3 protein-coding genes are annotated in these 15,625 nt (G+C 70.4%); all 3 read left to right on the forward strand.

What is annotated here, in order from left to right:
* The first annotated feature begins 117 nt into the window (after positions 1 to 117).
* The 3 genes from C1708_RS33060 to C1708_RS33070 are packed head-to-tail and all read left to right on the forward strand — an operon-like array spanning position 118 to position 15,604.
* Positions 118 to 3,246: an SNF2-related protein gene (locus tag C1708_RS33060; protein WP_241911490.1), complete on the forward strand. Its 3,129-nt coding sequence runs from the start codon at positions 118 to 120 to the stop codon at positions 3,244 to 3,246.
* Positions 3,243 to 8,768 carry a hypothetical protein gene (locus tag C1708_RS33065; protein ID WP_106416609.1) on the forward strand — a complete coding sequence of 1,842 codons (5,526 nt, stop codon included), beginning with the start codon at positions 3,243 to 3,245 and terminating at the stop codon, positions 8,766 to 8,768. The genes C1708_RS33060 and C1708_RS33065 overlap by 4 nt, the downstream gene beginning before the upstream one ends.
* A complete protein-coding gene (locus C1708_RS33070) occupies positions 8,765 to 15,604 on the forward strand; it encodes a DEAD/DEAH box helicase (protein WP_106416610.1) in 6,840 nt (2,279 codons plus the stop codon). Before C1708_RS33065 ends, C1708_RS33070 begins: the two co-directional genes overlap by 4 nt.
* The last annotated feature ends 21 nt before the right edge of the window (positions 15,605 to 15,625 follow it).

A 15,625-nucleotide genomic window follows, 5' to 3' on the forward strand; every position in this document is an offset into this window, starting at 1 on the left:
GGTGACACCGTGGGGGCGGTGTCACCGGCACGTGATAGATGCAGACAGCATTGATACGGACGGGCCGTGCACGACAGCGGTGGTCCAGGAAGATCGGGGCGGGAAGTGGAGCAGGACGTGGCCACCGTTGCGGGGGCCGGTGACGGCCAGGGTGTGCTCGACGACGCGGTGAGCGAGGACGGGATCGTTCTCGACGCGTCGGGTGACGTGGCGCTGCCGGACGGCGGGGCGGTCTCCTACGCGCCGGGGGCCCAGGTGCGGATCCGTGACGAGCAGTGGCTCGTCCGCAAGGTCGCGCCCACGGCGCGGGACGGCTGGATGGTGGAGGTCACCGGCGTCTCCCCGTTCGTGCGGGGCACAGACGCCGTCTTCTACAGCCGGCTCGACGACATCCAGGTGCTCGACCCGCGCAAGACCGAACTGGTCCCCGACGGCTCCCCCAACCACCGTAAGGCCCGCCTCTACCTGGAGGCGGTGATCCGCAAGACAGCGCTGCCCCAGACCGAGCACGGGCTCGCGCTAGCCGATGGCTTCCTCATGGACAAGCAGACCCACCAGCTACGCCCGGCCGAGCTCGCCCTCTCCATGAAGAACCCGCAGCCGCGGCTGCTCATCGCCGACGTGGTGGGGCTCGGCAAGACCCTGGAGATCGGCATCCTGCTGGCCGAGCTGATCCGGCGCGGGCGGGGCGAGCGAATCCTCGTGGTCACGCCGGCGCACGTCCTGGAGCAGTTCCAGCGCGAACTGTGGACCCGGTTCTCGATCCCGCTCGTCAGGCTCGACTCCACGGGCATCCAGCGCATCCAGCAGGACATCCCCGCGGGCCGGAACCCCTTCGCCTACTTCAAGCGGGCGATCATCTCCGTGGACACGCTCAAGAGCGACGTGTACGCCCACCACCTGGACTCCACCGAGTGGGACGCCGTCGTGATCGACGAGTCGCACAACCTGGTCAACCGCGGCACGAAGAACAACGATCTCGCCCGTCTGCTGGCCCGCCGCACCGACGCGCTGATCCTCGCCTCGGCGACTCCGCACAACGGCGACGCCGGGTCGTTCGCCGAGCTGATCAGAATGCTGGACGAGGCCGCGATCGCGAACCCGTCGGACTACGACGTGAAGGACCTCGACCACCTCTACATCCGGCGCACCAAGACGGACAAGGAGGTGCGCGACTCCCTCAAAGGCGTGTGGGCCGACCGCGGCCCGTCCGAGCCGGTCCCCGCGCAGGCCACCGCGAAGGAGCGCGCGGTGTTCGAGGAACTGGCCGCCCGCTGGATCCCGCGCGATCCGGCCGCCTCCTCGGTGTGTGCCGACCCGCTCGCCGCCTACAACTTCTTCAAGGCCTTCCTCTCCTCGCACAAGGCGCTCCAGAAGTCGCTGGAGGCGCGGCGCCGCTATCTGGCCAAGCCCGCGAAGGTGAAGAAGGGCGAGGACCCAGCCGCCCGCGAGGCCGCGCTCGAGGTTGAACGCGGGGCGATCGTGGAGCTGGAGCGGCTGGCCGGCGAGATCGGCGACGAGGACTCGGCGAAGCTGAACGCGCTGGTCGAGCAGCTGGAGAAGATCGGTGTCGGCCCGGGGTCGGACACCCGCGTCGTCGTCTTCTCCGAGCGCATCCCCACGCTGACCTGGCTGGCGGAGACCGTCCCCGCCCGGCTCGGGTTCCAGAAGACCGGTGCCGTCGAGGCGGGTGAGAAGAAGGACCGGCCCTGGCTGGCGTACGGCGGAGCAGTTCAGGTGATGCACGGCGAGGCCACCAACGAGGACGAGCAGAAGCGGATCGTCGAAAAGTTCGGGCTGCGCGACGACCCGGTGCGCATCCTGTTCACGGGCGACGTCGCCTCCGAGGGCGTCAACCTCCACCAGGAGTGCCACCAGCTCATCCACTACGACCTGCCCTGGTCGCTGATCCGTATCGAGCAGCGCAACGGCCGTATCGACCGCTACGGGCAGAAGGAGAAGCCGCAGTTCCGCGCCCTGGTACTCACCAGCGACGTGGAGTGGCGGCGCGTTCCGGAGACCGGCGAGGCCCTGCCGCTCGACGACCGGCTGGTCGGCGCCAAGCTCCTGAAGCGCGAGGAGGAGGCGCACCGGATCGACGGCTCGGCTGAGACGGTCACCGGCCTGTACCGGGCGCAGGAGGAGGAGAACCGCCTCACGCGGGATCTGCTCGCCGGCCGCACCGTGGAGGAGTCCATCAAGCAGTCCAGCGGCGGCTCCTCGTCGCTGCTCAGGAAGATGATGGGCAACATCGGGTCCCGGTCGGCCCAGGACGACGTGGCGTCCGCGACCGTCCCGAGCGTGTTCCGCTCGACCTCCGCCTACTTCGAGGAGGCCCTGCGCCAGATCTGCCCGACGGGGCCGGACAACGAGCTGAAGCTGCGCCACGAGGACGACGGCACGATCGCGTTCGAGCCGCCGGCCGACCTGCAGTACCGCTTCAAGGCGCTGCCCAAGTCGTACCTGACCGAGCAACACATCCTGCCCACGGGCAAGGCCCCCGGACGACTGCGCATCACCTTCGACAAGGGGCTCGGGGAGAAGCGGCTGAAGGCGGCCCGCGAGTCGTCCAAGACCCAGTGGCCCAACGTCAGCTACGTCTCGGACGTGCATCCCGTCCTGGACTGGGTGACCGACAAGGCGCTCGCGTCCCTGCGGCACGACGAGGCGTTCGTCCTCGCCCACCGCCCCGACACCGCCGCGGCGGCCAAACTGGATCCTCGCCTGCCGGCGGAGCTGTCCGGGCCGGTCTGTCTGGTGCAGGGCATCCACTCCAACGCCGTGGGCCGCCCCACCGTGGTGGAGTGGATGGCCGTCGTCGGACTGCCAGGCGCGCCCCGGGTCGTGCGCATGGACGCCGCCTTCCTCGCCGCGTGCGGTGTCGGGCCGAAGATGCCCGGCCGCGCCGTGTCCGAGGAGGAGCGCGAGGCGCTGCAGCGGCTCGTCCCCCAGGCGGTCGACGAGGCGGCACGGTACCTGCGCGAGCAGGAGGCCGAGTACGCGCGGCGCATCGACGACATGCTCGCCCCGTACGAGAAGCGGGTGACGCGGTGGCAGCAGGATGCGCTGTTCGCCTCGGCCCGCTCGGCGAAGGACCGCAACGACGTGAACCTCACGGCCAGCCGCCGCAAGACCCTCATCAAGTCGCTGAAGACCTCGGGGGCGCCCATGCTGCGCCTGCTCTGCGTCCTGCAGCCCCTGTCCACCGCCGCCACCGCCGTCGCCGCTGGGGAGACCACCCGATGAGCACCGACTTCGACTCCTTCTCCAACCGCGGCGAGTACCTGTCCGCCCACTACTTCGCCGAGCAGCTGGGCCAGGACCTCAAGAAGGGCCTCCTCGCCACCTGGACGGTCCGGGAGAGCGACGAGAAGGACCCGCGTCCCACACCGAGGGAGATGCTGCGCGCCCTGCGCGGCACGTACCTCTCGGAGGAGTACCGCAACTTCTTCGCCGAGCGCGCCAAGCTGGACGCCGAGGACGACGCCGACGAGAACAGCGCCGCCGCCGGAGCCCGACTCAACACCTACGACGACGGTGACTGGCGCGAGCGGCTCAGCGCCTGGCACGACAAGGTACTGGCGGCCCTCGGCTTCGCCGGAGCCGCCGAGCGGCGGCAGCTGACCGTCCACCGCGCCGGGCGCGAGCACACCGTGGCGACGGCCTGGCACGGCGACGGCATCGTGGCCCTCGAGTGCGGCTGGGCCGCCGGCAACGACACGGCCCTGGACGCGGACGGCCCCGGCCGGCTGCTGCACCCCCTGCGGGTGAGCGGCAGCGAGGTCTACGAGAGCGGCCAGTCCCTCGCCACCTGGCTTTTCCAGAGCGAACTGGGCGAGCCGGGCGGGGAGCCGCCCCGCTTCGTGCTGCTGCTGTGCGGCGGCGTGATCGTCCTGGCCGACCGCCAGGTGTGGGGCGAGGGCCGCTTCCTCGCCGTCAACCTGGATGCCGCGCTGGAACGCAACGACCGCAAGCAGGGCGGCGAGCTGGCGACCATCGCCGCCCTGTTCAGCCACGAGCTGCTCGCCCCCGCCGAGGACGGCAAGGGGCCGGGCATCGACGCCCTGGTCAAAGCCTCCCGCGACAACGCGGTCGGCGTCTCCGGGGAACTGCGCGAGGGACTGCAGCGCTCGGTCGAGATCATCGCCAACGAGGTCCTCGCCCGGCTGAAGCAGGCCGGCATCGAGCCCCGTCAGATCGAGGACCCGAAGCTGCCGTTCGCCAAGGAACTCACCCGCGAGTCGCTGCGCTACCTCTACCGCATCCTGTTCCTGCTGTACGCCGAGGCCCGCCCGGAGCTGGGCATCCTGCCCGCCGACGACGGCACCTACGAGGCCGGGTACTCGGTGGCGCGGCTGCGGGAACTCGTCGAGCGCGACGAGCAGCTCGTCGAGGAGGAGGCCCGCAAGGGCTTCCACCTCTTCGCCTCCCTCGACGTCCTGTTCAACAAGGTCAACCACGGCCACCGCCCCTACGGCACCGAACCCGACGACGACCTGCCGGACGACGACGAGGAGACCCGCAAGCTCAAGGCCAAGCGGCGCAGCGAGGACCGCGGCCTGCGCTTCGAGCCGCTGCGCAGCGAACTCTTCGAGCCGAAGTCCATCCGACTCATCGGCCGGGGCGTCCTCGACCCCCGCAGCGACGAGGACACCGACCCGAAGTGGCTGGACCTGCGGCTGCGCAACCACGCCCTGCACGAGGTGCTGCGGCTGCTGACCATGAAGAAGGCCAGGCGGCGCGGCGAGCGCGGCGGCTTCATCTCCTACCGCAACCTCGGCATCAACCAGCTCGGCGCCGTGTACGAGGGCCTGATGTCGTACACCGGCATCATCGCCGAGGAGGAGCTGTGCGAGGTCGCCAAGGGCGGTGACCCGGAGAAGGGCTCCTGGCTGGTGCCCGCCCACCGGCTGAAGGAGTACCCGGAGAAGACCTGGGTCGAGTACGACGAGCACGACGCGGTGAAGGGCCTGCGCGGGCCGAAGAAGTACAAGGTGGGCGAGTTCGTCTACCGGCTGGCCGGCCGCGACCGCGAGACCTCCGCCTCGTACTACACCCCCGAGTCCCTGACCAAGGTGACCGTCGAACTGGCGCTCAAGCACCTCCTCGACCAGGAGCGCGACGAGAACGGCGAGGTCGTCCGGACGCGGGCGTCCGAGCTGCTGAAGTACAAGATCTGCGAGCCCGCGCTGGGCTCCGGCGCGTTCCTCAACGAGGCGATCAACCAGGTCGCCGAGGAGTACCTGCGCCGCCGCCAGGACGAACTGGGCGTCTCCCTGCCTGCCTCGTCCGCGCTGACGGAGAAGCAGAAGGTCAAGGCGTACGTCGCGCTGCACAACGCGTACGGCGTCGACCTCAACGCCACGGGCGTGGAGCTGGCAGAAGTCTCCCTCTGGCTCAACACCATGCACCCGGGCATGCGGGCACCGTGGTTCGGGCTGCACCTACGGCGCGGCAACTCGCTGATCGGCGGGCGGCGGGCGGCGTACGCGGGCGAGGACGTCGTCTCCCCGGCGAAGGCCTGGCTCGCGGCGAAGAACACGCTCGCTCCGACACCGCTGCCGTTCCTCAAGGACGGCGAGCCGCAGCCGCTGCCCGCCGACGCCGTCCACCAGTTCCTGCTGCCGAGCCCCGGGTGGGCGGCCGTGACCGGCTCCAAGGAGGCCAAGGAACTCGCCAAGAACGAGGTGGCGCGCCTGGCCGCCTGGAAGAAGGGCATCCTCCAGCGGCCCAAGCGCAGCACCGCACACCTGAACAAGGACGGCACGCCCAAGCTCGACAAGGCGGGCAGGCCGAGGCGTGAGGCCTCCTCCCAGTTCACGCGGTTGCGGGACGCTGCCAAGCGGGCGGAGTTCCTGTGGTCACTCGTCATCAAGCGCATGCGGCTCTCCGAGGCAGCGATCGCCCGCAAGATCGACGTGTGGGGCGCCGAGCCGGGCGACCCCGAGTACGACTTCCTGCGCACGGCGGCGGGCGCGGTGCCGAAGGAGCAGGTCATGGCTGACCTGTTTGAGGCCACCGAGACGCCGTACTGGCGCCTGAAGAAGGTCATGGACGCGTGGTGCGCGTTGTGGTTCTGGCCGGCGGACAAGGCGTCCCTGCTCGACGGTACGGACGGGGCCTACGACGCCACGGTGCCGGCGGTGGCCTCCGCCGACGCGCTCGGTGGTCTGCTGGGGGTGCCGCTGATCGGCGGGGACGCGACGGGGCCCGGTGAGGGCAGCGGGGGCTCGACGGCGGCGGTCCCGGAGCCGCGCTTCACCGAGCAGACCATGCTGTTCGCGTCGGGGCCGACGCAGGAGACGCTGGTGTCCGCGACGACGGAGGACGAGCCGCTCATCGCCCTGCAGGCGGTGGAGGCGAGTGGCCAGTCCAGGCGCGGTGCGCCGAAGCAGTCCAAGCAGCGGACGTGGCGGGACACCATTCCGCTGGTCGAGCTGGACGACTGGCTGGACTTCCTCGAGGCCCTCCTCGGCACCGTCGACCCCGACGAGCAAAACCTGGTCACCGAGTTCGACAACCTGGACGCGCTCAAGGACTTCGAGAAGAACCTCCCCCACCTGATGGGGATGGACCTCGCCGACCCGGAGACCCGCTTCCCCTGGATGCACACGGTCACCAACATCGCCGAGGAGCAGGGTTTCCTGCACTGGGAGTTGGACTTCGCGTTGGTCTTCGCGCAGGGTGGCGGGTTCGACTTGCAAGTGGGTAACCCGCCGTGGGTGCGGCCTCGGTGGAACGAGGGTTCGGTGCTGGCGGAGCACGAGCCGTGGTTCGAACTTACTGAGCGGGCGTCGACGGCGGAGAAGGAGGAGCGGCGGGGGGAGCTTCTGCGAGTGCCGAAGGCACGTCAGTACGTGCTGGATGAGCTGACCAGTGTCACCGGGCAGGTCGCGGTTTTCGGGGCGTCGCAGCTCTACCCCCTGCTAACCGGCACACAGCCGGACCTGTATCGAGCCTTCATGTGCCAGGTGTGGGACCACGCGTCGGCGTGGGGAACGACGGGGCTGATTCACCCCGACAGTCACTTCACCGGCGACAAGGAAGGTGCGCTGAGAGAAGCCGCGTACCGGCGACTTCGCATTCACGGCGACTTTGTCAACGCAGTCTGGAGGTTCTTCCCCAAGCCTGTCGGACATACCACGCACTTCGGTGTGCACGTATATGGCCGTCAGCAGGAGATCGGCTTTGACCACCTGTCCTGGCTGGTGTCGGCTGACGCCCTGCGTTTTTCTGCCGCGCATGACGGCAGTGGCGAGGTGCCTGGCATTCGATACCGTAATGCCGAGTTCGACGAGCGACCGCACCGGTCGCGGGTTATCCACGTTGATACAGATCTGCTTGCTGTCTGGCAGCACCTACTGGACGAAGAGGATGAACCGGTCGAGCGGGCTCGATTGCTATTTCCTGTGAGTACAGCAGAAGCCAGTGCCATCAGCGCCCTGGCGGACTATCCACTGCGGTTGCGTGGGCTTATGCCGCAGATGACTCGCGGTTACGACGAGAGTGGAGCTAAAAAAGACAATCTGATCGACTACAACCGCCCAGATGATTCCACTGGTCTGGAATATCAACCGGATCGCTGGCGCCATGTGATCCTGAAGGGCCCGCAGATTAGCGTCGCCACTCCCATCTTCAAGCGTCACGACGCCAGCAGCAACGACCCATTTGGGGCTGACTTGGTAACCCTTCCCTCTAGCTTCGTGCCCGACACGGAGTATGTGCGAGCGAAGAGGCGAAGTCAGGCATATCTCAAGGCACAGGATCGCTGGATCGACCACGCGGTCCTTGAAAGACTACGCTCAGACGAGAAGGAAATTCACCGCGCACGTCAGCAGGTCGCACACGCTGACTGCGTGCCCCACGATAAAGCAGATCCCGACAAGGTTGATGCGCTACTCATTGAACGATCACGACGACGATACGCCACATTCTACCGACTAATTTGGCGTCGCCAGATTGCACCGGACACCGAGCGCGCACTGTACGCAGCAATGATCCCACCTGGGGCCACTCACATTCATGCAATGAACAGCCTGGCAATGCCCGACAACCGCCACACAGTGCTGGTGGCGGGATTCTGGGCATCGCTCCCTCTTGACTACTTCTTGCGGGTCACCGGTCGCGGCGACCTTCTTGGCCGGAGCGCTAAGGCCACCCCGGCTCCGTCCGACGGTCATCACCCGCTCGCATCCGCTCTACTGCTGCGCACCCTACGCCTGAACTGCCTAACCACCGCCTACGCCGACCTCTGGCGAGACCTCTATGACCCCACCTGGTCCGCCTACGAACCCTGGGCCCTCCCCTGGCCCGGTCTGCAGCCCCTGCACGACGTCACCCCGGAATGGCACCGCGACACCCCCCTCCGTACCGAGCGCGCCCGCCGCTCCGCCCTCGTAGAGATCGACGCCCTCGTGGCCGTCTGGCTCGGTATGGACGCCGACGCGCTCATCGCCGCCTACCGGGGCCGCTTCCCCGTGCTGCAGAAGTACGAGGCGGTGACCTGGTTCGACGCCGAGGGATGGAAGCTCGCCGGGAACGCCCGCACGATCGGGCAGCGGCAGACCAAGGAGACCTGGGGCCAGTTCCAGGCCTACCTCGCCGCCCCCGACAACACCCCCGTCCCAGACGGCTACACCGCCCCCTTCTACAAAGCCGAGCGGGAGAAGGAGATGCGCGAGGCGCACGCCTACTTCCAGAAGCGGCTGGACGAGGCCGTCGCCCGAGGTGAGTGGGACCCGGTGAAGCAGGAGGTTCCCAGCCAGTGAGGCCGACGCTCGAGGCGCAGGGGCTCAAGGAGAGCCTGCTGCAGTACCTGTCGACGACGTACGCGCTGACCGACGAGGGCGCCCGGGAGTCGCTGCACCGGTTCCTGGGGGACGAGACGTCCGGGATGTTCCGGGGGCCGTTCCTGCGGATACGGACGCCGTTCACGCGGGCCGGCGACTCCTGGAAGGAGCTGCTGGACTGGCGGCGGACGGACGACTGGACCCCGTACGCCCACCAGGCCAGGGCGTTCGAGCGGCTGTCGTCGGCCGGCGGCCGCACCCCGCGGCCGACGCTCGTCACGACGGGCACCGGCTCCGGCAAGACGGAGTCGTTCCTCTACCCGGTCCTGGACCACTGCGCCCGCGAGCGCGACGCGGGCCACAACGGCGTCAAGGCCGTGTTCCTGTACCCGATGAACGCCCTCGCCACCGACCAGGCGCAGCGCATCAACGACCTGCTGTGCGCGCACGACGCCGACCTCGGCAAGCTCCGCGCCGGCCTGTACATCGGCGACCGTGCGGAGACGACGTACGACCGGGTGTACACCCGCCGTTCCGACATGTGGGTGTCGCCGCCGGACATCCTGATCACGAACTACAAGATGCTGGACCTGCTGCTCCAGCGCTCCCAGGACGCGGCGCTGTGGAACGGCGCGGACATCCGGTATGTCGTCGTGGACGAGTTCCACACCTACGACGGCGCCCAGGGCACCGACGTGGCGATGCTGCTGCGGCGCCTGGCCGCCGCCGTAGGGGCGTCGGAGCCGGGGAATCCGCTGGGGAGGATCTGCCCGGTCGCCACGTCCGCGACGCTCGCGTCCGGCACGGACGGCGACGGCGTGCGTCAGCTCCTCGACGTCGCCACCCAGGTCTTCGGGACCGTGTTCACCGAGGACGCGATCATCGGTGAGGACCGGCAGAGCGTCGACGAGTTCATTCCCCCGGACGATTTCGACCCGGCGCTGCCGGACCCCTCCCCCGACGAGCTGGCGCTGCTGCCCGACCCGTCCCTCGGGAAGACCGAGTTCGCCGATCTCGTCGAGACGGTGACCGGCACCCGCGACCCGGACCCGTTCCTGCTCGGCCGGAACCTGAAGCGGCAGACGCTCACCTCAGCCGTCATGCAGGCGCTGGACGGCGAGGTCCGCACCACCGGTGAAGTGCTCGACCTGATGTGGCGCAGGGGTGCGCGGTCGTGGGGCAAGACGATCACCGAGCGGCCAGAGGTCGCCGCCTCCGCCCTCGCCCGGTTCGTCGCACTGCTGGCCGTCGCCCGCGACCCGGAGTCCACGCCAAAGCGGCCGCGGCCCCTGGTGCAGATCGAGGTGCACCAGTGGGCCCGCTCGGTCTCCCGCCTCGTACGCGGGGTGCTGCCGTGGCCGAAGGCGGAGTTCCAGTGGGACGCGGCCGGCGCGGCGGACCGGCCAAGCGAGCAGCACGCCCGGACGGCGCCGGTCACCACGGCGACGGCCGGCCAGACCGCGAACCTGTTCCTGCCCGCCGTCTACTGCCGTGACTGCGGCCGTTCGGGCTGGGCGGTGTTCTCCCCGGAGACGGACGACACCCACGTCCAGGTCGACTCGCACAAGATCCGGCGGGCCTCGGTCAGCCAGGACAAGATGCGGGTGCGCAACCTGATCGCGGCGACGGACGCCGAGGCCCGCGAGGGCTCCGGTGCCGCTCCGATGGCGTCGGCCGGCCGCGGGACGGACGGCGGGCGGGCCGTCTCCGCGCTCTCCGCCGGCCGGGGCGGGCAGCTGCGCGTGCTGGACGGACCGAACCGGACGCTGCGGCTGCCCGACCCCGTCAGGGACTACGCGCCCGGGGACGGACAGCCGCGCCCGGCCACCGGTGACTCGGCCTTCGTGCTGGTCAACCTGGGCGAGACGGCGAACACGGCGGCCGAGGAGGACTGGTGCCCGGCGTGCGGCTCGCGCAACGCGATCCGCTTCCTCGGCACGGGTGCGGCGGCGCTCGCCGCAGCCTCGGTGACCCAGCTGTTCACGGGAGGTGAGCTGGACGAGAAGCAGGGCGAGGACAAGACGCTGATGTTCAACGACTCGGTGCAGGACGCCGCGCACCGGGCCGGGTTCGTCGCCTCCCGCTCGTACACCTTCTCCCTGCGCGCCCTGTTCAAGAAGCACCTGTCGGAGGAGCGTCCGACCGCGCTCAACGACCTGATCGCGGACGTCGTCGCGGCCACCACCGACCGCAGGACGCTCGCCGCGGTCGTCCCCACCGACCTGCACGACATCCGGGGCGTCCAGCGGCTGCTGTCCGGCCAGGGACGCGGCGGCGACCGCCCGACGTGGAACCTGATCGGTGAGCGTTTCGCGTTCGAGGCGCTGATGGAGTTCGGGTTCCGCTCCCGCAACGGCCGCACCCTGGAGCTGACCCGGACGGCGGCGGCCCAGGTGCGCATCGCGGACACGCGTGCGGCGGTCGCGCTCGTGAAAGGCGCGCATCTGGCGGAGGAGGGACGGCACGGCGGACTGCCGCCCGTCGAGCAGGACGACGCCCGCTACCTCGCGTTCCTGCGCATCCTCCTGGAGCGGCTGCGCACCAGGGGCGCGATCGGCCACAAGTGGCTGGACGGCTATCTGAGGGAGGCCGGGACCAGCCGCTACTTCATCTGGGGCAAGCGGCCGGTGGGCATGCGCGCCTTCCCCCGCGGTGTCGCGGCCCCGGTGTTCCTCCTGGACCAGCCCAAGACCAACAGCGAGTTCGACTTCGCGACGGGCCGGCTGTCCTGGTACGAACGCTGGGCGCAGCGCTGCCTCGACCTGCCACGCGAGCAGACGGCCGGCTTCTGGAACAGGCTGCTGCCCGAGCTGGTCTCGGCGGGCCTGCTGTCGGTGCGCACCCCGGCCGACGGCAGCCTGCGGGTGTACGGGCTGCAGCCGGGCGCGGTCGACGTGCGGCTCCTTTCCGACGACATCGTCAATGAGGCCTTCGTGCGCTGTACGGTCTGCTTCTGGGAGCAGACGGTCCACCCGGAGCTTCTGGACCAGTGGCACGGGCAGCCGTGCCCGTCGTACCGCTGCCGCCGGGGCCGGCTGGTCGCCGGGAACCGCCCGGAGGAGCTGGGCGTGCACCACCGGGACCGCAACTACCGGGACGACTACTACCGGCGGCTGTACCGCAAGGCGGGCACCTACCAGGTCGTCACCGCCGAGCACACCGGGATGCTCACCCGGCCGGAGCGGGAACGGGTCGAGGCGGCGTTCAAGCACGGCACAGGGTTCAAGGACCCCAACGTGCTGTCGTGCACGCCCACCCTGGAGATGGGCATCGACATCGGCGACCTGTCCGCCGTCGTGCTGGCCGCGCTGCCGCGCCACCCCGCCAACTACGCCCAGCAGGTGGGGCGGGCCGGCCGGCGCACCGGCAACGCGTTCCTGCTGACGATCCCCGACCGCAGCCGCCGCGACCTGTACTTCCTGGACCAGCCGCGCGAGATGATCGCCGGGCGGATCGTGCCGCCGGGCAGCCACCTGTCGGCGATCGAGATCCTGCGCCGCCAGTACCTGGCCCATCTGCTGGACCTGGCCGCGCGCGGGCGCCTGCCGCGCCCCGACGGCAAGCCCCTGGCCGCGATACCGGCCAGGGCCCCCGAGCTGTTCGGCCCCTCCGGCTACCTCGCCGACCTGGTCGAGGCAGCCCTCGCCCACGCCGATCAGCTGGTCGACGGTTTCCTGGACCTGTTCCCCGCAGGGGTGAGCGACCGGTCCCGGGCCGAACTGCGCGCGTACGCCACCCGCGGGCTGCGCAGCGCGGCGGAGGAGGCCGAACGCCAGTGGCGGCGCGGCGAGGAGGTGCTGCGCCGCCGGCTGAAGCTGATCGGCGAGGCGCGCGAGGAACTGCACGACAGCGACGACGAGCAGGCCCGGCAGAAGGCCGAGCTGGACGCCGAGCACCGGTCGGTCGGCAAACGGTTGCTGTCCCTCGGGCTCACCACCGCCCAGCAGGCCCTGTGCGACCTCGGACTGCTGCCGAACTACGCGCTCATCGACGCGGTGACCACGCTGAACGCCACGCTCTACTGGCCGGAGGGCGTCGACGAGAAGACCGGCCGGGAGACGTACAAGTCCAAGCCGCGCGCCTATGAGCGGCCCCGCCGCTACGCGCTGTCCGAGTTCGCGCCGGGCAACACGTTCTACGTCAACGGCTACAAGCACCAGGTCACCGGCCTGGAGATCGGGACCGCCACCGATCCCGACTGGCGGCTGTGGCGGTTCTGCCAGGAGTGCGGATACGTGCGCACGGAGAACGCCGAGGCCGACCGCTCGCCGTGCCCGCGCTGTGGCAGTGCCCGGATCGCGGACGACGGCTCCTGCCTGCACAAGGTCGTCGAGCCCGCCGTCGTCACCTCCCGGGACAAACGCGAGGACGCCCGGATCAGCGACGACAAGGACGACCGGGAGCAGCGGTACTACACGGTGATCGACGCGGTCGACATCGCGAAGGAGGACATCGAGCCGAAGACCTCCTGGCGGCACGAGACGCAGACGTTCGGCGTCGACTTCTGCCGTACGGCCGTCGTCCGGCGGGTGAACGTCGGCCCGATGCGGTTCGACGCGAAGGCGGAGGACGATTTCGCCGGGCACAGCGTGCGGATGGCGCCGTTCCACGTGTGCACGGGCTGCGGCGCGGCGACCGCCGACGGGCGGCCCGTCTTCGACCACGACACCGACGCCCTGGACTCCGCGGCGGCGCGCAATCCGAAGCTGAAGCACCACCAGCCGTGGTGCCCGCTGCGCCGAGGGAAGAACCCGCAGGAGGTGGCGCAGGAACCGGTGCTGCTGGCGCACCAGCTGCACACTGAGGCGCTGCGGGTGCTGCTGCCCGCCGCCACCGTCCTGGTCGACGAGAAGATCCACTCCTTCCGGGCCGCGCTGCGGCTGGGCGTCGACCAGCACTTCGGCGGTGACCCGCAGCACCTGGACTCGACCCTGGCGCGCATGCCCGACCACGGCACCGGTGAGACGCGGCACTTCCTGGTGCTCTTCGACCGTCTGCCGGGCGGCACCGGCTACCTGCACCGGCTCACCGACCCGGCCCACTTCCGGGCGGCGCTCGCCGACGCGCGACGGGCGCTGCTGACGTGCCCGTGCCGCGACGAGGGGCGAGTCGCCTGCCACCGCTGCCTGCACCGCTACACCGAGGAGCGGCACCAGGACACCGTCTCCCGCCTCGAGGCCCTGGGCATCATCAACGACCTGCTAGGGCCGGTCGACCAGGACGGCGAGCCGGTGCTCGACGCGGACGGGCGGCCCGTCGACCTGTGGAAAGTCGCCCAGCTGCCCAGTACGGACCTGATCGGCCTGGACAAGCAGGTCGAGTCCGACCTGGAGGCCCGGTTCCTGGCCGCCCTGCGCACCTGGACCGGCCAGGAGCGGGACGCCGTCCTGGAGGAGAGCAGCACGGCCAGCGGCTACCTGCGCTTCGGCCAGGGCACCAACTGGCGGCTCACCGCGCAGCGGGACATGGAGTACACCCGGACCGACTTCACCTTCGAGTCCACGGACGGCCCCAAGGAGTACGTCACCGTCTACCTCGACGGCCACCGCTACCACGCCACCCGCGCGTACAACCGCATCGCCGCGGACTGCGACAAGCGCAACCGGCTGCGGGACAGGAACCACGTCGTCTTCCAGCTCACCTGGGATGATCTCGAACTGTTCGAGAAGGGCGAGGCGGCGAGGGCCGAGCCGGTCTGGCCGCCGTACCCGCGCAGCGCGCAGGACGCGGCCAAGGACTGGTACGAGGGGATGGGCGGCGCGCGCGCCGACTTCGCGCAGGCCATGTTCGCCAACCCCGTCGAGGCGCTCCTCGCCTACTTGCGCGACCCGGCCAAGGAGCGGTGGGGGCGCCGTGCCAGGGCCCTGGTGGCCGGCCTCATGGCCGAGCCCGCCGCCCTGGCGATGCAGGCGGACCGCACTCAGGCGCGGCAGGCGCTGAGGTCGGCGCTCGAGGCGTACGGCGCGGGCCGAGAGCCGTCGTCCGAGAAGCCGGTCACGGGCGACGGGGCCGTCCTGGTGCTCCGGGCAACCGACGCGTACGGTCTCCCTCTCCTCTTCGCCGTCGACGCGAGCGACGGCGAAGAGCCGGAGGCGGTGCGGTGGAGCGCGCTCGCCGTGCTCGACGACCGTGACGAGGTCCTGGGCACCGACGCGCACAAGCTGCGCTGGCGGGCCTGGCTCTACTGGTCGAACCTGCTGCAGTTCCTCGCGTTCGCCGGCGGGGACGGTGTCCAGCTGGCCGGCAGCCGTGCGCCCGCCTTCCCGGTCGACGTGCTGGCCGTCACCGGCGGCGTCGGCGAACTCGACTCGCTCATCGTCGTGCACCGGCCGGGGGACATGCCGACGGCGGAGAGGGCGGTGGTGGGGCGGGAGGCGCCGCCCGTCGGTGCCGGTACCGGCACCGGTGCTGCCGTGGCCGATGCGGTCGCCGAAGCGGAGGCCGGTGGCTCGATGGCCGAACGGGCCGTCGCCGGGCTGCTGCGCGACGCCGCCTGGGACGAGGAGATCCTTCCCCTCCTCGAGGAGGACGAGCCGGACTCGGCGCTCACCCGGCTCGCCCGCGCGCTCGCCGAACACGGCAAGCGGGCCCCCGTCTTCGGCTTCGAACTCGGCGAACGCGGCTGGCCGGCCGACTTCGCCTGGCAGGACCCCGGCATCCGTATCGCCGTCCTCGCCGCACCGCACGGCGAGGACGACGAGGAGGCCCTCCGCCGCGACAAGGCCTACGCCGACGCGGGGTGGACGGCCCGCACGGCGGACGACTGGCTCGACGACCTCGGCTCTCTCGTCGGGAGGCTCCCCGATGCCTCGTGAGCACCCGGCCCGAACGACTCC

It is taken from the genome of Streptomyces sp. DH-12 (assembly GCF_002899455.1).
In the GTDB taxonomy this organism is placed as follows: Bacteria; Actinomycetota; Actinomycetes; order Streptomycetales; family Streptomycetaceae; genus Streptomyces.